Origin of the sequence: Plantibacter sp. VKM Ac-2885 (assembly GCF_015351205.1) — a bacterium.
GTDB classification, from domain to species: Bacteria; Actinomycetota; Actinomycetes; order Actinomycetales; family Microbacteriaceae; genus Plantibacter; species Plantibacter auratus.
Genome location: NZ_JADKSK010000001.1, coordinates 1 through 23,222 on the forward strand (window position 1 = coordinate 1; position 23,222 = coordinate 23,222).

Consider the following 23,222-nt stretch of genomic DNA (forward strand, 5'->3'; position numbering starts at 1 on the left):
TGCACGCTGTTGAGTTCTCAAGGATCGGATGCTCCTGCCTTTGGCCATCACGACCGCCCTGCAGGGCAACTTCTCTATCTTACATCTTCCCGGCTTGTTGTCAACTCGGCGTTTCAGCCGCTCTGCGAACAGAGTCATGCTGAGCACGAGTGACACCAGTAAGAAGTCATCCAACCGAGACTTGAAACGGTAACATCGAAATGTTCTCGCTTTTGGCTGGGGATTGTCCCCGCTTGAGGCCGAGAAGCTCTTCCGCTTCCCGCACCTTTGGGGTGACGAGTGATTACTCTACGTGTGTCTCGGGATCGTGGCAAATTCCGCTTGCATCCCGGGCGTGTCGCCCGGAATCACGCGGTTTTCGCCGAGGCGGCCGCGCACGGGTCGGCACAGGGTCACTGCGCGACACCCGTGCCGGCGCACCAGGACAGGTCGAAACCGGCCTGCGTCCCGACCACCTTGCCGGTGCGGGCGTCGACGAGCTCGATCTCGGGCCCGTTGGGCATCGGCGCGTTGGCGTACCCGTCGAAGCCGGCCTTCGCGAAGTCAGGGACGACGACGACCGCGACGTACTCCGCGTTCGGGCTCGCGCACAGTGACCAGATGACGGCACCCGCGTCGGGTCGATAGAGCTCGGCGGTCGCGCCGTCCTTGATCGCCAGTACCCGCTGCTCCGTGGTTCCGGCGGCGCGGTCGTAGTCGGCGTAGATCCTGGCCGACAGGGACTCGGACAGTGCGACGAGTTGTCCCGGGATCTCGGTGGGTGCCACCGAGGGCAGGACGAACGGTTCGCTCTTCCCCGTCGCGAGATCGAGCACGACCACACCGTCGACCTGCTCGATGACGACCTTGGTGGTGCCCGGGATGTAGCTCGAGATGAGGGAGGCCCGGCCGAGCAGCACCGGATCGGTCGTCGCAGCAGGATCGAGCAGCTCGAGCGAGTTGTCCACCGTGCGGACGAGCATCGAGGAGGTCCGGGGCACGAACGACCACTCCGCCGCCTGGACCGCAGCCCCGTCGATCCCGCCGACCCGGGCGGCCTCCGTCGGTTTCCCCTGCCGCAGCTCGAACGAGTACAACGTGAGGTTGTCGCCGCCATCGCGACCGAACGACTGCTCCGTGAACAGGAAGCCCACCCGACTCTGCGCCGGAGCGGTCTGCAAGGAGGTGATCATCCCACCCATCGGAAGGGCCACCTCCTGGGTACTCCCGTCGGTCGTGTCCACCACCACGATGCGACCGAGCCCGCTCGTCTCCTGCTCCACGACGATCAGGGAGTCACCGATCGTCGCGAACTCCTGGATCTTCGCCGCTTCGTACGCGGTCTCGGGTTCACCACCGCCGATGGAGAGGCGCACGATCCGGTCATCCTGCTTCGTCGCCGCCGAGCCGCCGTCCTTGACCGGACTCCGCACGAGGGAGAACCCCTCGACGGGCGGCGTCGAGAACGACGTCGTGAGCGTGGCTGCCGGTCCGCCACCCGGCGCGGTGACCCCGTCGACCGTGATCCGGTAGTCCGTCGCGTAGGCGAGCGGCTCGGGGAACACCAGCGTGATGCCGCCGGCCCCGGTACTGACATCGAAGTCGGCTGCAGGCTCGATGCGCACCCGGTCCGAGCCGAGATCCGCGATCGGTTGGTTCACCGCAAGGACGACCAGCTGGCCCCAGGACTCCACGAGTCCGGTCGGATCGACCACCGTACGGACGAGCTTCGGTCCCTGGGTCAAGCCCACGACGGCCGCGCCGCCGCCGATGACGACGAGCGCGATCAGCACGATCGCGACCAGTCGGCCGAAACCGCTGCGGTCGCCGGTGGCCTGGGTCGACCGGCCTCGTGCAGCATCCCGGCGATCAGTAGTCATACGGGTCCGCCGGCTCCTCGACCTTGTCGACCTTCGCCGTCCCGACCACCAACGGCAGATGCGAGGCGTCGCTCGCGGTGAGCGCGCCCGAGACCTCGACCCAGTCGCCGGGCTTGAGCTGTTGGTCCCAACCGTCGAGCTGCACGGGCACACCGACCGGCTGGGCGTCCACGGCGCAGCAGTTCACGACGAACCGCGAGACGTAGAAGACGTCGGCCGCGTCCGGATCGGCGATCACGAAGCCGACCCCGGTGAAGGCTCGCCCCTCGAGGTCGGCGGGACGCGTCGTCTGGCGCAACAGCGTGGCCCAGTCCTTGATGCCGAAGGTGCTGAAGTCCGGGTTCGAGGTCAGCACCGTCTGGGCGTCCTGCCCCTGGACCTCACCCGCGAGCGTGCCGGAGTTCACCGCGCGCTGGTCGGCCGTCGCGACCGAGAGCGTCGACGGCGGCAGCACCACCATCGCGCCGACCACCGCGAGACTGCCCACGACGGAGGCGATCTGCAGCGCCGTTCGCCCACGACGCCTCGGCACCTCCTCCACGTCCACATGGACGAGGACGCTGACGATGCCGAGCGCGACCGCGATGAGCGCCATGATGACCGTGAACACGAAGTAGCGCGGGTGGATGTACAGCCCGAGGCGATCGGTCAGCGCGAGCCAGAGGATGCACACGGCGGCGGTGACGAGCAGCAGCACGCCCCACCATCGCTGCCGGAGGCGTTCGAGCAGGGGGACGCGACGATCGCCGACCGCCGACGTCTCGGCGTACGCGTGTCCGTGGGTGGCGTTCTGATCAGGCAAGGGCGTTCACTCCGAATCCGAGGGCCGCCGAGAACAGCACGGCGACCGCGGTGATGATCACGAGGGTCCTGGTCGTGTAGGTGGTGCGCATGAGCGCGAGCATCTTGACGTCGACGACGGGGCCGAGGACGAGGAAGGCGACGATCGAGCCGGGCATGAACGTCGATCCGAAGGACAGCACGAAGAAGGCGTCGACGTTCGAGCAGATCGAGACGATCACGGCGAGCGTCATCATCGCGAGCACCGACCAGACGGGGTTCGCGCCGAGGGTGACGAGCACCTCGCGTGGCACGAGCACCTGCACGGCACCGGCCACGGCCGACCCGATGAGCAGCGCCGGCATGATCGCGCGCGCCTCCGCGACGAACTGCTGGAGGCTGCGCTCCACCTTCGTGTGCTCGTGTCCGTGCTGCTCGGTCACCTCGCAGCTGGCCTGGAACGTCGGCGTGAGCAGCGAGCTGGGGTCGGGGTGCTTGCTGAAGAGCCACCCGATGAGGTTCGCGAGCAGGAACCCGCCGACGAGCCGGGCGACGAGGATCCCGCCGTCCCAGCCGAAGGCCTGATGCGTCGTGACGATGACGATGGGGTTGAGGATCGGCGCCGCGAGCAGGAAGGTGATCGACTCCGGCACCGTGAACCCGCGCACGATGAGGCCGCGGGCGAGTGGGACGTTGCCGCACTCGCAGACCGGCAGGAACATGCCGAGCAGTGAGATGCAGGCTCGGCGGAGGATCGGCTGCGTCGGCAACCACCGCTCGAGCCAGCCGTCGGGAAGCCAGATCTGCACGAGGATCGACAGCACGATGCCGAGCACCACGAACGGCAGGGACTCCACCACCACGCTGAGCGTCAGGGTCACGAAGTCGCGCACCGCGGTGGGCGGGGTGAGCGCCTCACCGAGCGGCATGAGCGCCCGGAGCGCGAAGAGCCCGACCACCACGAGCAGTGCGACACCGATCAGGAGCGGTGTCCGCAGGTTCCGCGGATCACGTCCTTCGGTGCGACCCCAGTGCTCCGCGCCGTCGTCGTCGGGCGCGGTCCAGTCGTCGTCGACCCCGAGGGTTCCGGTCGTCCTGCTCACTCCGGCCTCACGCGCGCTGGGCCGCCGCCGAGCAGTTCTCGCAGAGCCCGAAGACGTCGACGACGTGCTTCGCCTCGGTGAACCCGTGCTGCGACGCGACCGAGCGCGCCCAGGCTTCGACCTCGTCGGCCTCGATCTCGATGGTGAGACCACAGTTGCGGCAGATGAGGTGGTGATGGTGGGTGCCCGGCGTGCAGGCGCGGTAGAGGTTCTCGCCCTCCGGCGACTGCAGGGAGTCCGCTTCGCCCTCGACCGCGAGGTCGGAGAGGGCGCGGTACACGGTCGCGAGCCCGATCGGCGAACCGGTGTCGCGGAGTTCGGCGTGCAGACCCTGAGCGCTGATGAATCCGTCGTTGCCGCCGAGGGCCTCGCGGACAGCTTCTCGCTGCCAGGTGTTGCGCTTCGCCACGGGTGCTCCTGCCTGTCGCTTCAAGGGTACCCGGGAACCGCTCGGAGGACGCTCCGAAGCAGCTCCGCGCGGACGCGGTGCACAGTCCACGGTCATCGCGCGACCTGGGTGTGCCGCGTCTCGCCGACGGGTGCCCGACGACCACGTCGTCCGGACGCGGTGCGCGGCCCGACGATGCGGCAGACGAGGTAGATGAGGAAGGAGATCGTCGTGATGTAGGGGCTGATCGGGAGCGATCCACCGATGGCGAGCAGGATGCCACCGACCGCCGAGACGAAGCCGAAGAGCATGCTCAACACCGGGACGAGGACGGGCGACGACGACACCCGGAGCGCCGCGGCAGCAGGTGTCACGAGCAGCGCGAGGACGAGCAGCGCACCGATGATCTGCACCGACACCGCGACGGTGAGCCCGAGCAGCACCATGAAGGCGAGCGAGACGAACCGGCTCGGCACCCCGCGTGCTGCGGCGACGTCCGGGTCGAGGCTGTCGAAGCTGAGGGGTCGCCACAGGAGGAGGAGCGCGACCAGCACGACGATGCTGATGACGATGAGCAGGCCGAGCTGCGGGTCGTCGACCGACACGATCTGCCCGGTGAGGAGCCCGAACTTGTTGGCACTCCGGCCCGGATAGAGCGCGAGGAAGAGGATGCCGAGGCCGAGGCCGAACGGCATGAGCACCCCGATGATCGAGTTGCGGTCGCGCGCCTTCGAACCGAGCAAGCCGATGAGGATCGCGGCGACGAGGGACCCCGCGAGGGACCCGACGACGACGTTCGCCCCGAACAGCAGCGCACCGGCAGCGCCGGCGAAGGACAGCTCGCTGATCCCGTGCACCGCGAACGCCATGTCCCGCTGCATCACGAACACACCGATGAGGCCACCGACGATGCCCAGGACCGCGCCGGCGATGATCGAGTTCTGCACGAGTTCGAGGAGTGCGCCGTAGTCCTGGAAGTTGAACAGGCGTCCCCAGAGGTCGTCGGTGTTCATGCGCCGACCCCCACCGCACCGGTGTGCGGATCGTCATGGTGATGGTGGTGGGTCTCGCTGTCGGGGATGCCGACCACGACGACCCGGCCGTGACTGCGGAGCACGTCGACGGGCGTGCCGTAGAGCTCCGACAGCACCTCGCTGCGGAGCACCTCGTCGGGGGTGCCCTCCCGGAACCGCCCGCCGGCGAGGTACAGGATGCGGTCGACCATGGGGAGCACCGGGTTCACGTCGTGGGTGACGAAGACCACCGCGGTGTCGTGCTCGCGCCGACGACGGTCGATGAGTTCGCTGACCCCGCGCTGATGCTGGAGGTCGAGGCTGAGCAGTGGTTCGTCGCAGAGGAGGAGGATCGGGTCGTCCGCGAGCGCCTGGGCGACGCGGAGCCGCTGCTGCTCACCGCCGGACAGGGTGCCCACCGCGCCGTCGGCGTAGGCGGTCGCGCCGACGGAGGCGATCAGCTCGTCGACCCGACGCTTCGTCGCAGCAGTGCGGATGGGGAGTCCGAACCGGTGGCCGTCGACGCCGAGGGCGACGAGATCGCGACCGCGCATCGGCGTGCCGGCGGGGATGAGCTTCTGCTGCGGGATGTAGCCGATGCGGCGGTCGCCGCGGTGCACCGGGCCTCCGGCGAACCTGATGGTCCCGCGGTCGAGCTGCTGCTGCCCGAGGATGGTGCGCAGCAGACTCGTCTTGCCGGAGCCGTTCGGGCCGAGCACGGCGAGGAACTCCCCCGGGCGCACCGAGAGGTCGAGGCCGTCCCAGAGCGTTCGTCCGCCGAACCCGAGCTCGGCCCCGGCGAGCGCGAGGACGTCGACGGGACCTGAGCCGTCGGTCGGACCGCTGGTCATCGATTCAGTGCGTCCGCCACGGCGTCGACGTTCTCGGTCATCCACGAGAGGTAGTCCTTGCCGTCCGGGAGGGTCTCGGTGAATGACAGCACCGGCACGCCTGCGTTCTCCGCGGCGGTCTTGACCTGTTCGGTCTCGCCGCCACTCGTCTGCTCATTGTAGGCAAGCAGCGCGACCGATCCGCCGCCGAAGAGGTCGAGCGTCTCCTTGAGGACGGTCGGTGACACGTCGGTGCCTTCCTCGATCGCCTCGCTGAACGCCTCGGGGGTGCGGTTCACGAGTCCGGCGCCCTCGAGCAGGTAGAGCGGGACGGGCTCGGTGATGGCGACGCCCTCGCCGTCGTGTGCGGTCTTGATCGCGGCCTGGGCCGTCTCGATCGTGCCGAGGGACTCCGTGAAGGCCTTCGCGTTCGCGGTGTACGTGGCGGCGTTCGCGCTATCGAGTTCGCCGAGCTCCTTGGCCAGCTCGTCGGCGAGCTTCGCCATCGTCGGGAAGCTGTACCAGACGTGCTCGTTGAAGCCCTCGATGTGGTCGTGGCCGTCGTCCTCGGCGTGCGCCTCGTCCGTGTGCTGCTCGTCGGCGTGGTCCTCGTCCGGGGCGAGGCCCGACAGGTCGACGACGTTGACGACCTCGACGGACTCGTTCTTGGCGGCGTCGAGGAGCGTGTCGACGAACGGGTCGTAGCCGCCGCCGTTCTCGATGACGAGGTCGGCGTTCTTGATGGAGAGCTGGTCCTGCGTGCTCGCCTCGTAGGAATGCGGGTCCTGGGCTGCCGATGAGATGAGCGAGGTCACCTCGACGTCCTTGCCGCCGATCTTCGAGGCGATGTCACCGTAGACGTTCGTGGAGGCGACGATGTTGATCTTGCCGTCGTCGGCAGAGCTCGACGCACTGCTGCCGGAGCAGCCCGCGAGGACGAGGGCGGCTGCCGGGAGGATGGCCAAGGCTGGGAGCAGGGTGCGAGCGCGCATTGATGAACCTTCTCGATCGGGGTGAGAAGGCCAACGGTACGCCTATTGATACTGATTCTCAAAATCGCCTGGCTGGAAGGTTCCTGAGCAGGTGTACTCAGTCGAGCAGCAGCGCCGGCTCCTCGATGATCGACGCGACGTCCGCCAGGAAGCGGCTCGCGACGTCGCCGTCCACCACGCGATGGTCGAAGGAGGCACCGAGCGTCGTCACGAACCGACTGCGCACCTCGCCGTCGACGACCCACGGCTTCTGCTTGATCGTGCCGAGCGCGACGATGCCGACCTCGCCCGGGTTGAGGATCGGGGTACCGGTGTCCATGCCGAAGACACCGATGTTCGTCACCGTGATCGTGCCGTTCTGCTGGTCGGCCGGCGGCGTCTTGCCGTCGCGGGCCGTGAGGGTGAGGGTCTCGAGGGCTCGCGCCAGCTCGAGCAGGCTCATCGCCTGCGCCTCCTTGACGTTCGGGACGATCAGTCCGCGCGGTGTCGCGGCGGCGACGCCGAGGTTCACGTAGTGGCGGACGATGATCTCCTGGTCGGTCCACTCGCTGTTGACCGTGGGGTTGCGGCGGACCGCCCAGATCATCGCCTTGGCCATGATGAGCAGCGGCGAGACCTTGACGCCGGCGAAGTCCGTCGAGTTCTTCAGGCGCTTGACGAACTCCATCGTGCGCGTCGCGTCGACGTCGACGAAGAGGGAGACGTGCGGCGCGGTGAAGGCACTGCGGGTCATGGCCGTCGCGATGGCCTTGCGGACGCCCTTGACCGGGATACGCTCCTCGCGCTCGTCGGCCCACTCCGGTGTCTCGATGTTGCGGAACACGCTCGCCTGGCTGGCCTCACGGATGACGTCGTCGCGGGTGATCTCACCCGCGAGCCCGGTGCCCTCGATGGCCGTGAGGTCGACCTCGAGGTCCTTCGCGAGCTTCCGTATCGGCGGCTTGGCGATGACCGGCAACGCGGACGCGGCGGGGATGCTCGACGGCGGCTGGCGGCGCACGGGCGGCTGCGGGGTGACGGCCGGGCTCGCCGGCTCGACGACGGGCGTCGCGCCACGGCCACGGCGGCGACTCGAGGTGCTGCCGGCGCTGCCGTATCCGACGAGCACAGCGCCAGGGCGCGGCTCTTCGGCGGGAGAGACGCTCGCCGCGGTGTCGGCGGCCAGCGTGGCCTCCTCCGACTCGACGACCGCCGGTGCGGGCGCGGTCGGCTCGGCGGTCGCCGCCCCGCCACCGGTGCTCACGCTGATGATGGGCGTCCCGACGTCGACGGTCTGGCCCTCCTGGACGAGCAGGGCGCCGACGGTGCCGGCGAACGGCGACGGGAGTTCGACGAGCGACTTCGCGGTCTCGATCTCGACCAGCACCTGGTTGACCGAGACGGCGTCGCCCGGCGCGACCTTCCATGCGACGATCTCGGCCTCGGTCAGGCCTTCGCCGACGTCCGGCAGTTCGAACTGGAGATCACTCATCGTGGTTCCTCGTCTTCCTTCGGTGTTCAGTACGCCAGCGAGCGATCGACGGCCTCGAGGATGCGGTCGGCATCCGGGAGGTAGACGCCTTCGAGCTTCGCCGGCGGGAACGGGGTGTCGAACCCGGACACCCGAAGAACGGGTGCCTCGAGCGAGTAGAAGGCACGCTCGGTGACGGTCGCCGCGATCTCCGAGCCGACGCTCGTGAAGCCGGGCGCCTCCTGCACGTAGACGAGGCGGCCGGTCCGGCGGACGGATTCGACGAGCGGGTCGTAGTCGATGGGCGACAACGAGCGCATGTCGACCACCTCGACGCTCGTGCCCTCGGTGGCGGCGAGTTCCGCCGCCTGCAGCATGACGCTCACGATCGCGCCGTGTCCGGCGAGGGTGACCTCCGTGCCGGTGCGGACGATGCGGCTACCGTGCAGTGGCGCGGCCGAGCCGTCGAGGTCGACCTCGCCCTTCGGCCAGTAGCGGCTCTTCGGCTCGAGGAAGACGACCGGGTCGTTCGAGGCGATGGCCTCCTGGATCATCCAGTAGGCGTCGTTCGGGGTCGACGGGCTGACGACGCGCAGACCGGCGGTGTGGGCGAAGTACGCCTCGGGGCTCTCCTGGTGGTGCTCGACCGCGCCGATGTGTCCGCCGTAGGGGATCCGGATGACGACGGGCATCTGCAGCTTGCCCTCGTGCCGGTTGGTGAGCTTCGCGAGCTGCGTCGTGATCTGGTTGAAGGCCGGGAACACGAAGCCGTCGAACTGGATCTCGCACACCGGACGGTAGCCGCGCATGGCGAGGCCGATCGCGGTGCCGACGATGCCGGACTCCGCAAGCGGGGTGTCGAGCACGCGGTCGCCGCCGAACTCGGCGTGCAAGCCCTCGGTGACGCGGAAGACGCCGCCGAGCGGGCCGATGTCCTCGCCCATCAGCAGGACCTTGTCGTCCTCGGTCATCGCCTTCCGGAGGCCGGCGTTCAGCGCCTTGGCCATCGGCATGGTGGTCGTCGTCATGCGTTGCCTCCTTCGAGCGAGGCCTCGTAGCGTTCGAGCCAGGCCTGTTGCTCGACCATGAGCGGGTGCGGTTCGGAGTAGACGCCGTCGAAGATGAGCTCGTGGCCGGGCGCTTCCAGAGCGAGTGTGCGGACGCGGGTGTCCTCGGCGAGCGCAGCAGCCTCTTCGTCGACCTCGGCGAAGAACGCGTCGGAAGCGCCGAGCCCCTGGAGGTACGTCTTGAACCGGACGATCGGGTCGCGCGCGATCCAGGACTGGAGTTCGTCGTCGGTGCGGTACTTGGTCGGGTCGTCGCTCGTGGTGTGGGCGCCGACCCGGTAGGTCATCGCCTCGATGAGGCTCGGGCCGTGGCCGGCGCGGGCGTCGTCGAGGTGCTTCGCCGCCGTCGCGTAGCTCGCGAGCACGTCGTTGCCGTCGATGCGGACGCTGTCGAGGCCGAAGCCGGCCGCGCGCTGATACAGCGGCTCGCGGGCCTGGCGGGAGACGGGGACGGAGATGGCCCACTGGTTGTTCTGGAGGAAGAACACCTGCGGCGTCTGGTAGCTGGCGGCGTAGATGTAGGCCTCGTTCGCGTCACCCTCGGAGCTCGAGCCGTCGCCGAAGTAGACGAGCACGGCCGTGTCGCGGTCGGGGTCGCCGGTGCCGACGGCCTTGTCGAAGTTCAGGCCCATCGCGTAGCCGGTCGCGTGCAGGGTCTGAGCGGCGAGCACGAGGGTGTACAGGTGCATGTTGCCGTTGGACGGATCTGCCGGGTCCCAGCCGCCGTGCGTGTTGCCGCGCATGAGGCGGACGATGTCGATGGGGTCGACGCCGCGGATCATCGCGACGACGTGTTCGCGGTAGGAGGGGAAGATGTGGTCCTGGGCTCGCGCCGCACGGACCGAACCGACCTGTGCCGCCTCCTGCCCGTGACTCGGCGGCCACAGCGCCATCTGGCCCTGGCGCTGCAGGTTCGTCGCCTCGATGTCGAAGGCGCGGACGTTCGCCATGTCGCGGTAGAACTGCTGCAGGTCGGTCTCGGTCAGGCGATCGAGGAACGGCTGGTAGCGCTCCGCGTGTTCGTTCGGCGCGAAGGTGCCGGCCGCGTCGATGAACTGGACGCTGGGCACGGTGGGGTCGTCTCCGGAACGGCTCATCGTGAGCGCACTCCCTCTCGTGTCGGGTGGTCGGCCGGCAGCCCGGCGAGGATCTCTGCAGCGGCGGCGAGGAGCGGTTCGATCGACTCGGCTTCACCGATCGAGATGCGGACGCCGTCGCCGGGGAAGGCGCGGCCGACGATGCCGTGCGCGAGGAAGGTCTCGTTCGCGGCGGCCGTCTGCTCGCCGAGGCCGAACCAGACGAAGTTGCCCTGCGCCGCGGGGATGAACCAGCCCTGCTCGCGGAGTGCGGCGGCGAGGTCGTCGCGTCGTGCGGTGATGACCGCGACGCGGGCTCGGATGTCCTCGGCGTTCGCGAGTCCGGCGATGGCCGCCTGCTGCGCCGGCGCGGTGCTGGAGAGCGGGATGGCCGCGTTGCGGGCGCCGTCGAGGACGAGCTCGTGGCCGATGGCCCAGCCGACGCGGAGGCCGGCGAGTCCGTAGGCCTTCGAGAAGGTGCGGAGCACGACGAGGTTCGGGTGTTCGCCGAGGAGCGGGATGCCGTTGACGGCGTCGTCGTCGGTGACGAACTCGCGGTAGGCCTCGTCGAGGAGGACGAGCACGTCCGACGGTACGGAGCGGAGGAAGGCGAGGAAGGCGGCGCGCTCGACGACCGGGCCCGTGGGGTTGTTCGGCGTGCAGACGATGACGACGCGAGTGCGGTCGGTGACGGCTGCGGCCATCGCCTCGAGGTCGTGGGAGCCGTCGGGCCGGTTCGGGACGCGCACCGATGTTGCTCCGGCGACGGTCACGAGACCCGGGTAGGCCTCGAAGGAGCGCCAGGCGAAGACGACCTCGTCTCCCGGACCGGCGGTCGCGGTGATGAACTGGCTGAGGAGTGCGACCGAGCCCGCCCCGATGTGGATGCGTTCCGGCGTGACCCCGTTGGCTTCGGCGAGCGCCGTGCGCAATGCGAGTGCGGCGCCGTCGGGGTAGCGGTGGGAGTCCGCAGCCGTGTCGGTGATGGCCGAGAGGACGGCGTCGAGCGGCGGGAACGGGACCTCGTTGCTGGAGAGCTTGAAGGCGTCGGGTGCGGCCGGCTTGCCCTGACGGTAGGGCGGCAGATCTGCGATCTCCGGACGGAGACGGACCGGGCTCCGGCCCGGCTGAGCGGCCGGCTGGGCGGTGGTTGGCAGGTTGTCACTCACTCGACGAGTCTAGGCCGCGAAGGATACCTGCGTCGGAATGCAGTGCGCCGGTCCGAATCGGCCCTTTGCCCGCTGTGGCAAGGGTGGGAGGATTGCCCTCATGGGACGTTTTCTGCTGAACCTGATCGTCAACGGCTTCGCCATCTGGGTCACGACCCTCATCGTCGCCGGTGTGAACGTGACGCCGTACGCGCCTGGCGGCACGCTGGAGACGATCCTGACCTTCGCGCTCGTCGCGCTCATCTTCGCGGTCGTGAACACCATCATCGGCTCGGTCATCAAGGTGCTCGCGTTCCCCCTCTACATCCTCACGCTCGGTCTGATCGGGCTCCTCATCAACGGGCTCCTGCTCCTCATCACCGCCGGAATCAGCGGCTGGTTCGGGTTCGGCCTGACCGTCGACGGCTTCTGGTGGGGCGTCCTCGGGGCGATCGTCATCTCGATCGTGAACTGGCTGCTCGGCATCATCATCCGCCCCAAGGCGAAGGACTGACCTTCGGCTCGACCACCCGGTCACGGCAGGACCTTGTCGGCCCGGTACTGCCAGACATCCCCGGTGCCCGTGAGCCCGGCGAGGGGGTCGATCGCTGGCGTGAGCCGCTCCTCCGAGGACTGGTCGAGGAGGCGCGCCGTCTCCCGGTAGCGGTCGAGATTGTGAGCCGGAAGGGGATCGTCACCGGCCGGCGGTGGCCCTCCGTCGTACAACGAACGCTGGACGACGGTACCCCCGTTGAGTGAGTCGCGTCGTTCACCGGAGAGTGCGGGGATGACGTCCTCGGTGTGTTCGACATGGGTGCGCGGGAGGTCGTCCGCGAAGTCGACGGATTCGACCGGCGATCCGAAGGTGACGACCGAGGAGTCGTAGGTACCGCTGGCGGCGATGCGGGACGCGATGATGCCGCCCTGGGAGTACCCGACGTGGAGCACGGAGGCGCCGTCCGGGACACCCGCGAGTCGCATGGCTTGGAGGGTCGCTTCGGCGCTCTCCGCCTCCAGACCTGCGACGGCGTTGACATTGCTGCGGTTGTCGAAGGGCTCGGTCGACGTCTCAGGGAACCCGGTCTCGATGGTTCCACCCGACCAGACGATCCACTGGTCGGCGCCGGAAGCGTCCTCGTACCGCTCGATCCTGATCTGCGGCGAGCCTGCTCCCCCGTGCGGCATCCGCTCGACGAGGTCCTCGTACCGAGTCGGAGGTTTCAGGGGCGCCGGAGCGCCCTGGGCCTTCACCTCGACCGTGCGGACCGGCGCCGCGGGAGTGAGGAGGCCGGCACGATCGAGTCCGCGCAGTGCGACTGCGGCTGCGAACGCCACCCCGGTGATGCCCTGCTCGCTCAGGCGGTTCGCGTCGAGCATCGCCGGCAGACCGAACGCGCCGATCAGGAACTCGTCGGAGCCCGATACGACTCCGCGCACGAGGGCGACGAACGCGGGTGACGACATCAGCTCACGCGCAGTCTTCACCGAGGCCTCATCGAAGCCGTCCTGCAGGTCCGAGGACAGCAACCCCAACATTCCGCGGAACACCGTCCTGATGAGCGTGACCTCTCCAACGGCGGCGAGGACACCGAGGGGGATCAATGGGGAGGCTCCCAGGACCCACCCCGCGGCGCCCCCGGTGAACGTGAACAACGATTGGACCATCCGCTCGAGCTCTCCGTACTGCTCCGCGCCGACGATCAGATGCCCGCCCAACCGGCTCGCATCGTCGCTCGCACGCCGCAAGCTGGTGGCGGCCTTCGCAGCCGCCCCGCTTCCCGCCCCGGGATCGGCTTGGGGAACGATCGTCGGGCCGACGGGCACCAGGGACACGTCGTCGGTCGACACCGATTCCACGCGGTCGGCCCAGCTCGCGCAGGCCTCGCCGAGTTCGAGGAGCAGCGCGCCGAGGAGCAGATGATCCTCCGTGGCGACGGCTACGACGCCTCCTCCTCGGATGGTGAGGTCGTCACTCATGCCCCGCTCCCACGGCGATCGCCGATGCCGCCCCACGAGCGCTCCTGAGGCCCTCATCGAGTGCAGCGGCCGCTCCACGAAGCACTGCGGCCAGTTCGTCCGCGGACCAGGAGAACTGCACGGCTGCGGGCCCGACCCACTCGAGACCACTGCGCGCCTGCGCGAACCTGAGGATCTCCGGCTCCAGTTCGAGCAGGACGTCCTCAAGACATCGAGCGCGCCCCTCGAGGATCGAGGCAGCCTCCTCTGCCGTCGACTGCGACGGGAAGCCCATCGCCAACGGGTCGTACTCCAACGCCATGTCGCCTCGCCCTCCGCCCGCCCACCGCCGGCATCACGCTCGACTCTGCCCAACCGGCGGAGCGGTCACGACGGCACACCGTGCTGATGTGGAGGAAGCCGACCGGAGTGGAGCTGTGGAGTGGAGTCAGCTGAGAACGGTTCGACGGCTCGGGCGCGGTCGGCCAGAATAGACGCATGAACACCCTCGGGGAGGCCGACCCCGGCACGACCCCGTTCCGCGTGTGCTTCGTCTGCGCGGGCAACATCTGTCGATCCCCGATGGCCGAGAGCGTCTTCACCGACCTCGTCGCGGCCGCCGGGCTGGAGCGGGTGGTGGAGGTCTCCTCCGCCGGCACCGGCGACTGGCACGTCGGCGAGCACGCCGACCACCGCACGGTCACCGCGCTGCGAGCGCACGGCCACGACGCCACCGCCCACCGGGCCAAGCAGTTCGACCCCGACCGCTTCGACAGTTACGACCTCGTCGTCGCCCTCGACCGCAGTCACGAACGCATCCTGCGGGCCTGGGCGGGCAACGACGCCGACCGTTCCAAGGTGCACCTGCTCCTGAGCTTCGACAGCACCTCCGGGACCCGCGACGTGCCCGACCCCTATTACTCGGACGCCCAGATGTTCGAGACCGTCCTCGGCATGATCGACCATGCCTGCAGATCCCTCTTCCACCAGCTCGAACCAGCACTGACCCAGGGAGCCACCCCATGACCGAATTCCCCGCCCAGCCGCTCAGCCCGCTCGACGGTCGCTACCGCCCCGCCGTGACGGCGCTCGGAGAGTACCTCTCGGAGGCCGGCCTGAACCGCGCCCGCGTGCAGGTCGAGGTCGAGTGGCTCGTCTACCTCACCGAGCACTCCATGTTCGGCTCCTCCCCGCTCACCCCGGCGGAGATCGAGCAGCTCCGCGCGCTCTACCTCGACTTCGGCCAGGCCGACATCGACTGGCTGGCCGAGAAGGAGGCCGTCACGCGTCACGATGTGAAGGCCGTCGAATACCTCGTGCGCCACCGCCTGTCCGAGCTCGGGCTCGACCGCATCGCCGAACTCACCCACATCGCCTGCACGAGCGAGGACATCAACAACCTCTCCTACGCGCTCACCGTGTCGCAGGCCGTCCGCGCCATCTGGCTGCCGAAGCTGCGCCTCGTCCTCGACTCCCTGCGCACCAAGGCCGTCGACTTCCGGGCCGTCCCGATGCTCGCACGCACGCACGGCCAGCCGGCGACGCCCACCACGATGGGCCGCGAGCTCGCCGTCACCGTCTACCGACTCGAGCGCATCGCCCTGCAGATCGAGGCGAACGAGTACCTCGGCAAGTTCTCCGGCGCGACCGGCACCTTCGCCGCCCATGTCGTCGCCGATCCCGACGCGGACTGGCCCGCCATCTCGCGCGAGTTCGTCGAGGGGCTCGGCCTCGACTGGAACCCGCTGACGACGCAGATCGAGTCGCACGACTGGCAGGCCGAGCTCTACGGCAAGATCTCCCACGCCAACCGCGTGCTGCACAACCTCGCCACGGACATGTGGACGTACATCTCCATCGGCTACTTCCGACAGATCCCGGTCGCGGGCGCCACCGGCTCGTCGACCATGCCGCACAAGGTCAACCCGATCCGCTTCGAGAACGCCGAGGCCAACCTGGAGCTGTCGAGCGCGATCCTCGACTCCCTCGCCGCCACCCTCGTCACCTCGCGACTCCAGCGCGACCTCACCGACTCGAGCGCCCAGCGCAACATCGGTGTCGGGTTCGGCCACTCGCTGCTCGCCCTCGACAACATCCTCGGCGGCCTCGGGCAGATCGACCTCGCGGAGGACGTGCTCGCCGCGGACCTCGACCACAACTGGGAGGTGCTCGCGGAGGCCATCCAGACGGTCATCCGCGCCGAGGTGACCGCGGGTCGCTCGAGCATCGAGGACCCCTACGCGCTCCTCAAGGAACTCACGCGCGGCAAGCGTCTCGGCCAGGCGGAGCTCGTCGAGTTCGTCTCCAAGCTCGACATCGGCGACGCCGCGAAGCAGCGCCTGCTCGAGCTCACCCCGGCGACGTACCTCGGGCTCTCCGACGACCTGGTGGACTACCTGCCGTAGGTCGCCCATCGACAGGCTCGGGGAACGGGAGACCGGGCACCGAGCCTGTCGGCGTGCGCCCTTCGACAAGCTCAGGGACCGGAGGGAACGCTCAGGGACCGGAGGGAACGCTCAGGGACCGGAGGGAACGCTCAGGGACCGGAAGGAACGCTCAGGGACGGCGCGCTGCAGTCGGGGCCCGGAAGAAGGCTCCGGGCCGGAGGGACGAGACGGTCAGTGGCCGGAGGGGCGCGGCGGACGCTTGTCGTCGCCGTCCTGCTCGTCGAGGTCGAGCTTCTCCTGGAAGTCGGGCTTCACGGCGAGCGCCAGCATCGCGAGGACGACGAGCGAGGCGATGAACGCGATGCCCAGGCCGATGAGCGACAGGACGATCTCGCGGGTCGACATCAGGACGACGACGCCGGTGAAGACCCCCATGACGCCCGAGAGCACGAGGAGCTCGATCGGCCGCAGGACGTCGTCGCGGTTGGGCTTGCTCATGATGCGGCTCCAGCCGTGCCGGTGGTGTCGTCGGTGGCTGCGCCGGTGACCGGGCGCTTGCCCGCCCACCGCAGCGACAGTCCGCCGATGACGAGGTAGACGCCGATGATCGCGGCGTATGCCCCGACGAGGCCGACGACGACGATGTCCGCACGGAGGACACCCTCGACACCTCCCGGGGCGGCGAATCGCTGCTCGAGTCCGGGCGGGACGAGGAGCGTCGCGATGGCGAGCAGCACCGTGAAGGCACCGACCGCGGTCCAGTCCTTCGCCGCGGCGAGGCGTCCGCGCCAGCGGATCCCGCTGTACAGCTCGAGGAATCCGGTGAGGGCCGCCCACAGGGTGACGACGTAGAGGAAGATGCTCAGCCCGCCGCCGCTCACGAGCAGCGAGAAGACGCCGGTCACGACGCCGATGACGCCCTGGCCGAGGAAGAACGCGCGCGTCACGGTGTCGGAGAAGTTCGGGAACGCGAAGGCGCCGACGATCGCGCCGGACAACAGCGTGAAGACCCCGAAGACCACGAGGCCGAACTGCGAAGAGTGGCCCTGCGTGAAGGTGACGACCCCCGCCGTGGCGAGCGCGATCACCGCACGCAGGATCGGGACCATCCAGTACCGATCGTGCTTGGCGCCGTCGAACGGAATGCTGGGCACGGTGAACGTCTCATCTCTTGCAGGAAGTCCTCTCCAGCTTACGCGGTCCTGCGGGGGACGCGGACCGGGGTCAGGGTGCCCTGGGTGGGACCGACAGGCCCGCGGCGAGTTCCACGAAGACGGCCGCAGCATCGGCCCGATCGCGGGTCAGCAATGACGCCTGCCCAGCCCAGAAGCCCTGGAGGTCCGCGACGCCCCGCTCGGAGGCGACGGTGCGGAACCGCCCGGTCAGCCAGTTCTGGACCGGGAACGGGGCGACGACCCCCGACGCCTCGATCTGGCGCAGCACCCGGTTCGGGACACCCCGGCCGAGCCTGCCGCTCATCGCGCGCGTGAGGACGGTGCCGTCGGCGGGCGTCGAGACGATGACCGCCCGATGCTCGGCCGTCGCCGCGGAGACGCTCGGCGATACCGCCGGCGGCGATCACCGGGACGTCCAAGGCGTCGACGAGCTGCGGGATCAGGGCGACCAGGCCGACGAGGGAGTCCTCGGCTGCTCGCAGGAACGAGACGCGGTGGCCGCCGGCCTCCATGCCCGTGCCGACGACGACGTCGACGCCGCCCTCCTGCAGGGCGAGTCCCTCGGCAACCGTGGTCGCCGTCCCGACCACGACGATGCCCCGCTCGTGCGCCGCGTCGACCACCGGCCGCGGTGGAACCCCGAAGACGAAGCTGACCACGGCGGGCCGCGCCTCCAGGACGGCCTCGATCTGCTCGTCGAAGGGCGGCACGTACCGGGCCGGGCGATCGGGCAGCTCGAGCGACAACTCGTCGAACACGGGTCGGAGCGCCTCGACCGCGGCTGCGAAGGACGCCTCGGAGTCGTCAGGAGACAGCTCGTCGCCACGCGGCAGCCACAGGTTCAGTGCGAAGGGCGCCGCGGTCCGCTCGCGGAGCGCCGTGACCGTCCGCTCGATGCGCTCGGCGTCATAACCGTACAGACCGAAGGAACCGAGGCCGCCCAGCTCACTCACCGTCGCGGTGAGCTCGACGGAGGACAGACCTCCGAAGGGGCCGAGCACGATCGGGACGTCGACAGGAAGGGCACGCACGCCCCCCAGTATGTCCCTCGCCTCTTGCGGGTGAAACCGGATCGAAACATGATGGACATCAAACAACTCACTTTGAGCTGTTTACTGAGGGCATCGACGCACGCCCACAGAGGAGCTCCACCGCCATGACCCTGACCATCGCCGGACTGCAGCACCACGGCGTCCCCGGAGACGTCGAGGCGAACCTCGCGCTCGTCGCCGACGCCGCCAGACAGGCATCGGATCGCGGCGCGGATCTGCTCGTCACCCCCGAGATGTTCGTCACCGGCTACAACCTCGGCGACCGCCTCGCCCCGCTCGCCACCCCGGAGCTGGTCGACCGGGTCGCCGCCATCGCCGACGAGACCGGGATCGCGATCCTCGCCGGCCTGCCCGAACCACTCCCCGGCGGAGCCGTCGCGAACGCCCTCGTCCTCGTCGGTCCTGACGGGACGGAGCTGCTCCGGTACCGCAAGACGCACCTGTTCGGCGAGCTCGACCGACAGCTCTTCGTGGCCGGTGACACTCTCGCACCGACCGTCGACCTGGGCGGCGTCCGCGTCGCCGTCCTCATCTGTTACGACGTCGAGTTCCCCGAGACCGTCCGCGCGGCGGCCCTCGACGGCGCCGACGTCGTGATCGTCCCCACCGCGCAGATGGAGCCGTACGCGCACATCGCCGATCGGCTCATCCCGGTGCGCGCCTGGGAGAACCAGGTCCACCTCGTCTACGTCAACCGCGTCGGTTCCGAAGGGGACCTCACCTACGTCGGCCGCAGCAGCATCGTCGGCCCGGACGGCGTGGTCCTCGACGCGCTCGACGGGGACGCCGTCGGTCTCATGATCGCCACGATCGATCCCGAGGCCACCAAGCGCGCCAGGCAGGAGAACCCCTACCTCGCCGACCGCCGCGCCGAGCTGTATTGAAGGATCCCGTCCTTCCTCCCCTCCCCCTCCGAGTCCCCCGACTCCCCTGGAAAGTGACCTCATGACCGTGAACCCCATCGTCGAGCCGCGTCAGCGCCTCGACGGCCAGCTCGGTACCGGCTCCATCGTCTTCATGGTGATCGCCGCCGCCGCACCACTCACCGTGATCGGCGGCAACGTCCCCATCGCGATCGGCACCGGGAACGGCGCCGGAGCCCCGATCGGCTTCGCCCTCGCGGCCGTCATCCTCCTCGTCTTCTCCGTCGGCTTCGTCACCATGACGCCGTTCGTCCGCGAGGCCGGCGCGTTCTTCTCCTACGTGACGGCCGGACTCGGCTCGCGCCTCGGTCTCGGCTCCGCGTTCACCGCGCTCGTGGCCTACACGGCGATCCAGGTGGGCGTGTACGGCTACATGGGGTGGGCGCTCGACGACCTCGTCACGTACTTCGGCGGCCCGAGCCTGCCCTGGTGGCTGTACTCCTTCGCGACGATGGCGATCGTGGCGGTGCTCGGCTACCGGCACATCGACCTGAGCGCGAAGGTGCTGGGTATCGCACTGACGCTCGAGATCCTCGTGGTCGTCGTGCTCGACGTCGTCATCTTCGCGACGGGCGGCGCGGACGGCATCGCGGTCGAGACCTTCGACCCCGCCAACATCTTCACCGGTGGGATCGGCGTCGCCGTGCTCTTCGCCCTCACCGGCTTCATCGGCTTCGAGGCGACCGCGGTCTTCCGGGACGAAGCACGCAACCCGGAACGCACCATCCCGCGAGCCACGTACCTGGCCGTCGTCATCATCGGCGTGTTCTACGCCATCTCCTGCTGGGCGCTCGTGACGGGCGTCGGCGCGGGGAACGCCGTCGCTGTCGCCCAGCAGACGCTCGCCGGCGAGGGCAACCTCCTGCTCGACACGACGACGACCTACCTCGGCCCGATCATGCGCGACGTCGTCCAGGTGCTGCTCATCACGAGCCTGTTCGCGTGCGTGCTGTCCTTCCACAACGTCATCGCGCGCTACCAGTTCACGCTGGCGCAGAAGGCGGTGCTGCCCGCCCGTCTCGGCCGGCGTCACCCCGCACACCACTCGCCGTCGACCTCCTCGATCGTGCAGACCGTGACGGCGGCCATCGTCCTCGCCGGGCTCGCCATCGCCGGCCTCGACCCGCTCGTCGGGGTCTTCGGATCCATGGCCGGGGTGGCGACCGTCGGGATGGTGCTGCTCATGCTGACGACCTCGGTCGCCGTCCTCGTGTTCTTCGCGCGCCGACCCGAGCTGGTCGCCGGCCGCACGTGGGGTGCGCGGGTGTTCCCGATCCTCGCGGTGGTCGGACTCGCGTTCGCGCTGTGGCTCGTGCTGTCGAACTTCACGCTCGTCACCGGCGGAAGCGTCACCGTGAGTGTCGTGCTCGCCCTCATCCCCGTGGTCGCCATGCTGATCGGTATCGTGTTGGGGAAGCGGTTCCCTCTGGACGCCGAGCCGGACGGCGCGGTGAGCGAGGCGACCGCCGACCAACCGACCGCTGGCTGACCCAGGGTCGCGGAGTCGATCAGCGACGAGACGAGGGTGCCATGGATCTGGGTTCGCCCTCACTCGGAGCGATCCGCCGGACGACCGCCGTCGACACCGTCCGCGCGCGCATCTCGCTGGCGCTGGAGCTCGGGATGCTGGTGCCCGGCCAACGGCTCCCGGCACCCGAGGAAGCGGCTCGAGCGTTCGGGGTCAGCGAGATGTCGGTGCGGCGCGCCTATCGGGCGTTGAGCGACGAGGGCGTCGTCGTCCGGAGGCAGGGCAACACGGGTGGCACGTTCATCGCGGATGCGCCCGCGGTGGGCACCGTGCCCGAGATCGCCGCCTACCGCGAGGACGCCGTCCACGTGCACGCGCTCATCGACCAGCGCGCGACGCTCGAAGCCGGGCTGGCGGCACGGGCTGCCGTTGCGCCGGAGGCGTCCTCCCTTCGTCGACTCGACGACCTCGTGGCGACCATGCGGACCGAGCCGGACTGGAGCCGGTTCCGCGAAGCCGATGCGACGTTCCACGCCGAGCTGGCGGTGTCGGCAGGTGTGCCGGGCGCGGCCGACCTCCACGACCGCGTGTCCCGCGAGCTGTACTCCTACTTCATCCCCTACCGGATCGAGTACCTGCGCGCCTCGAACGAGGAGCATGCCCAGCTCGTCGCCGCGCTCCGTGACGGCGATGCGGCAGCAGCGAGTCGCCTCGCCTTCGACCACGTCGCGGAGCTCCACCGCTCGATGTACGTCGGCCTCGCGGGCCCCACCGACGGCGCGCAATCCACTCTTTGAAGCGCCTGGAGACGACCGAACGAGCACGCTCGGCGAGGCGTCACGGCTGGGGCCGGAAATCCGACATGCGCCGTACTAAGGCATAGTGGGGACGGGTTCACCCCCGCCGCGAAGGAGTGAGAGCATGATCGACAAGGCCTCGATACAGGACTTCCCGCCGATGACGGCATCGCTGCTGGCGGACAATTCCGGCGTGTTCCGCGTCGGCACCGCCGAGCAGTACCTGACCGCCACCGACGCGGGAACGGCCCGCCGCCAGCTCGTCGAACTGATGCAGGCGGAGGCCCGGAAGGCGGGTCGACCGATCCGCGTGACGGTGACCGACCCCACGAGCGTCACCGTGCTCCTCATCGGTGTCGACGGCGAACTGCAGGAGGAACCACAGTCCGCAGCGCCCGCGCGCACCGCACAACGGACCACGCCACCGCCCGCTGCCGCGCAACGGGTGCCGCTCATCCAAGCTCCACCGCCCGCGCCCGCCCAGCCGGGACCCGCGCGTCCGGCCCCGGTTCAGCCGCAGACACCGCCCCGCGCCACCCCCGCCCAGCCGTCGACGGCTGCGCCGGTCCCGGCGCAGCCCACGCCGCCGGTCTCCGCCAACCCGCAGGCGACCTCGGCACCACAGCCCGTCCCGCCGCAGCGCCCGACCGTGCAGCAGCCCGCGTTCGGCACACCGCCGTTCCAGCCGGTCTCGAACCAGCCGAACGCGCAGCAGCCGGTGCCGGCGCAGCGGGCGGTCCCGGCCCAGCATTCGGTGCAGGCACCGCCGGCCGCGCCCGCGCAGCAGCAGCACCCGATCCCACAGCAGCAGCAGGCTCCGGGCCAGCCGGCCGCCCCGGCTCGCCGCGACCTGCGCGATGCGCCCTCGTTCCTCGCGCCGCCCACGATCGGCCCGGCGCAGCACGGGCTCGCCGGCCTGCTCAACAAGCTCGGCTTCTCGGTGCCGCCGTCCGCGAGCGAGCGCGCCGAGCGTGACGACGTCCACGCCGTGTCACGCCACTTCCCGAGGCGTCGCACCATCTCCGTCGCGAACCAGAAGGGCGGCGCCAACAAGACGCCGACCGTCGTCAACCTGTCGTCCGTCTTCGCCCGGTACGGCGGTGGCGGCGTCGCGGCCTGGGACAACAACGAGACCATGGGCACGCTCGGCTGGCGGACCGAGCAGGGCGGCCATGATTCGACCGTCCTCGACCTCCTCGCCGCGGCGAGTGACCTCCTCTCCCCCGGCGCCGAGCGAGCCGACCTGTCGCGGTTCGTCCACCACCAGCCCGGCGACAAGTACGAGGTGCTGCGATCCGCGGCCGACGGCGAGCATGTGGTGACCGCCGACGAGGTCGACCTCGTCCATCGCGTCCTCGCGAAGTACTACCGCCTGATCGTCATGGACTCGGGCAACTCTGCCGGTGCCCCCAACTGGCGGCGCATGGTGGAGCTGACCGACCAGCTCGTCATCCCGACCACGACCGTCGAGGACAAGAAGGAGGGCGCGCGGCTCACCCTCACCGCCGTCAGCCGCGTGAGCGAGCGCGGTGCTGAACTCGCGCGGAATGCCGTCGTCATCGTCTCCGAGGCCGAGGCCAAGGACACGTCGATCGCCAACGCGTACGCCGAGGACTTCCGACCCTACGTGCGCGACGTGGTCGTCGTCCCCTTCGATCCCGCCTTGAAGAACGGCGTCATCCGTCACGACGCCCTGCGGTCGAGCACGCAGCGGGCGTGGCTCGCAGCGGCAGCCGCGGTGTCGCGCGGACTCTGACC

The 23,222-nt window shown here is 69.5% G+C and carries 23 protein-coding genes and 1 pseudogene; 7 read left to right on the plus strand and 17 right to left on the minus strand.

The genetic code is table 11. The features are described from left to right. Positions 1 to 392 precede the first annotated feature (392 nt). The 11 genes from ITJ66_RS00005 to ITJ66_RS00055 form a co-directional block, all read right to left on the minus strand. Complete coding sequence (locus ITJ66_RS00005; RefSeq protein WP_194642691.1) at positions 393 to 1,859, minus strand: hypothetical protein; 1,467 nt, start codon at positions 1,857 to 1,859, stop codon at positions 393 to 395. Beyond that, positions 1,849 to 2,661 (minus strand): TIGR03943 family protein, encoded by an 813-nt coding sequence (locus ITJ66_RS00010; RefSeq protein ID WP_228501393.1) that lies wholly within the window; start codon positions 2,659 to 2,661, stop codon positions 1,849 to 1,851. Before ITJ66_RS00010 ends, ITJ66_RS00005 begins: the two co-directional genes overlap by 11 nt. Next, positions 2,654 to 3,742: a permease gene (locus ITJ66_RS00015; RefSeq protein ID WP_370582518.1), complete on the minus strand. Its 1,089-nt coding sequence runs from the start codon at positions 3,740 to 3,742 to the stop codon at positions 2,654 to 2,656. The genes ITJ66_RS00010 and ITJ66_RS00015 overlap by 8 nt, the downstream gene beginning before the upstream one ends. Before the next feature lie 7 nt (positions 3,743 to 3,749). After that, a complete protein-coding gene (locus ITJ66_RS00020; RefSeq protein ID WP_079704165.1) occupies positions 3,750 to 4,151 on the minus strand; it encodes a Fur family transcriptional regulator in 402 nt (133 codons plus the stop codon). Between the two features lie 92 nt (positions 4,152 to 4,243). Continuing rightward, a complete protein-coding gene (locus ITJ66_RS00025; protein ID WP_192019540.1) occupies positions 4,244 to 5,143 on the minus strand; it encodes a metal ABC transporter permease in 900 nt (299 codons plus the stop codon). Next, the gene (locus tag ITJ66_RS00030) at positions 5,140 to 5,994 is read right to left on the minus strand and encodes a metal ABC transporter ATP-binding protein (protein WP_194642693.1); all 855 of its coding nucleotides are present in this window, start codon (positions 5,992 to 5,994) and stop codon (positions 5,140 to 5,142) included. Before ITJ66_RS00030 ends, ITJ66_RS00025 begins: the two co-directional genes overlap by 4 nt. Next, complete coding sequence (locus ITJ66_RS00035) at positions 5,991 to 6,965, minus strand: metal ABC transporter solute-binding protein, Zn/Mn family (RefSeq protein WP_194642703.1); 975 nt, start codon at positions 6,963 to 6,965, stop codon at positions 5,991 to 5,993. Before ITJ66_RS00035 ends, ITJ66_RS00030 begins: the two co-directional genes overlap by 4 nt. 97 nt (positions 6,966 to 7,062) lie before the next feature. Next, positions 7,063 to 8,436 (minus strand): dihydrolipoamide acetyltransferase family protein, encoded by a 1,374-nt coding sequence (locus tag ITJ66_RS00040; RefSeq protein ID WP_194642705.1) that lies wholly within the window; start codon positions 8,434 to 8,436, stop codon positions 7,063 to 7,065. 26 nt (positions 8,437 to 8,462) lie between these two features. Continuing rightward, entirely contained in the window at positions 8,463 to 9,443 is a 981-nt protein-coding gene (locus tag ITJ66_RS00045) for an alpha-ketoacid dehydrogenase subunit beta (RefSeq protein WP_079704170.1), read from the minus strand. Continuing rightward, entirely contained in the window at positions 9,440 to 10,579 is a 1,140-nt protein-coding gene (locus ITJ66_RS00050; RefSeq protein ID WP_194642708.1) for a thiamine pyrophosphate-dependent enzyme, read from the minus strand. The genes ITJ66_RS00045 and ITJ66_RS00050 overlap by 4 nt, the downstream gene beginning before the upstream one ends. Further along, entirely contained in the window at positions 10,576 to 11,727 is a 1,152-nt protein-coding gene (locus ITJ66_RS00055) for a histidinol-phosphate transaminase (RefSeq protein WP_370582519.1), read from the minus strand. The genes ITJ66_RS00050 and ITJ66_RS00055 overlap by 4 nt, the downstream gene beginning before the upstream one ends. Before the next feature lie 100 nt (positions 11,728 to 11,827). On the opposite strand from ITJ66_RS00055, the gene ITJ66_RS00060 reads away from it, so the two are divergent. Further along, positions 11,828 to 12,220: a phage holin family protein gene (locus tag ITJ66_RS00060; RefSeq protein ID WP_086472327.1), complete on the plus strand. Its 393-nt coding sequence runs from the start codon at positions 11,828 to 11,830 to the stop codon at positions 12,218 to 12,220. A gap of 20 nt (positions 12,221 to 12,240) precedes the next feature. Here the strand turns inward: ITJ66_RS00060 and ITJ66_RS00065 are convergent, their stop codons facing one another. Further along, on the minus strand, positions 12,241 to 13,683 hold the full coding sequence (locus ITJ66_RS00065; RefSeq protein ID WP_194642710.1) for a hypothetical protein: 1,443 nt from the start codon (positions 13,681 to 13,683) through the stop codon (positions 12,241 to 12,243). Further along, positions 13,676 to 13,984 carry a hypothetical protein gene (locus tag ITJ66_RS00070; RefSeq protein WP_137243043.1) on the minus strand — a complete coding sequence of 103 codons (309 nt, stop codon included), beginning with the start codon at positions 13,982 to 13,984 and terminating at the stop codon, positions 13,676 to 13,678. Before ITJ66_RS00070 ends, ITJ66_RS00065 begins: the two co-directional genes overlap by 8 nt. Before the next feature lie 176 nt (positions 13,985 to 14,160). On the opposite strand from ITJ66_RS00070, the gene ITJ66_RS00075 reads away from it, so the two are divergent. Both ITJ66_RS00075 and purB read left to right on the plus strand, forming a co-directional pair. Next, positions 14,161 to 14,688 carry a low molecular weight protein-tyrosine-phosphatase gene (locus tag ITJ66_RS00075; RefSeq protein ID WP_079704175.1) on the plus strand — a complete coding sequence of 176 codons (528 nt, stop codon included), beginning with the start codon at positions 14,161 to 14,163 and terminating at the stop codon, positions 14,686 to 14,688. Further along, positions 14,685 to 16,067, plus strand: a complete 1,383-nt coding sequence (gene purB / locus ITJ66_RS00080; protein ID WP_064296029.1) for an adenylosuccinate lyase — start codon at positions 14,685 to 14,687, stop codon at positions 16,065 to 16,067. Before ITJ66_RS00075 ends, purB begins: the two co-directional genes overlap by 4 nt. A 213-nt stretch (positions 16,068 to 16,280) precedes the next feature. On the opposite strand, the gene ITJ66_RS00085 is transcribed toward purB, so the two are convergent. The 4 genes and pseudogenes from ITJ66_RS00085 to ITJ66_RS20060 form a co-directional block, all read right to left on the minus strand. Then, a complete protein-coding gene (locus tag ITJ66_RS00085) occupies positions 16,281 to 16,547 on the minus strand; it encodes a hypothetical protein (RefSeq protein ID WP_056010480.1) in 267 nt (88 codons plus the stop codon). Further along, positions 16,544 to 17,203 (minus strand): hypothetical protein, encoded by a 660-nt coding sequence (locus ITJ66_RS00090; protein ID WP_192003894.1) that lies wholly within the window; start codon positions 17,201 to 17,203, stop codon positions 16,544 to 16,546. The genes ITJ66_RS00085 and ITJ66_RS00090 overlap by 4 nt, the downstream gene beginning before the upstream one ends. A 70-nt stretch (positions 17,204 to 17,273) precedes the next feature. Next, on the minus strand, positions 17,274 to 17,570 hold the full coding sequence (locus ITJ66_RS20055; protein ID WP_370582635.1) for a hypothetical protein: 297 nt from the start codon (positions 17,568 to 17,570) through the stop codon (positions 17,274 to 17,276). 91 nt (positions 17,571 to 17,661) lie between these two features. Further along, positions 17,662 to 18,255: pseudogene (locus ITJ66_RS20060) on the minus strand (NAD(P)H-dependent flavin oxidoreductase); the annotation flags it as partial. 125 nt (positions 18,256 to 18,380) lie between these two features. On the opposite strand from ITJ66_RS20060, the gene ITJ66_RS00100 reads away from it, so the two are divergent. From ITJ66_RS00100 to ITJ66_RS00115, 4 genes are all read left to right on the plus strand, one after another. Then, positions 18,381 to 19,160, plus strand: coding sequence for a carbon-nitrogen hydrolase family protein (locus tag ITJ66_RS00100; protein WP_194642712.1), 780 nt, complete (start codon positions 18,381 to 18,383; stop codon positions 19,158 to 19,160). Positions 19,161 to 19,221: 61 nt separating this feature from the next. Next, the gene (locus ITJ66_RS00105) at positions 19,222 to 20,688 is read left to right on the plus strand and encodes an APC family permease (protein WP_194642714.1); all 1,467 of its coding nucleotides are present in this window, start codon (positions 19,222 to 19,224) and stop codon (positions 20,686 to 20,688) included. Positions 20,689 to 20,729: 41 nt separating this feature from the next. Then, the gene (locus ITJ66_RS00110; RefSeq protein ID WP_194642717.1) at positions 20,730 to 21,464 is read left to right on the plus strand and encodes a FadR/GntR family transcriptional regulator; all 735 of its coding nucleotides are present in this window, start codon (positions 20,730 to 20,732) and stop codon (positions 21,462 to 21,464) included. A gap of 124 nt (positions 21,465 to 21,588) precedes the next feature. Beyond that, positions 21,589 to 23,220 (plus strand): chromosome partitioning protein ParA, encoded by a 1,632-nt coding sequence (locus ITJ66_RS00115; RefSeq protein ID WP_194642719.1) that lies wholly within the window; start codon positions 21,589 to 21,591, stop codon positions 23,218 to 23,220. Positions 23,221 to 23,222 lie beyond the last annotated feature (2 nt).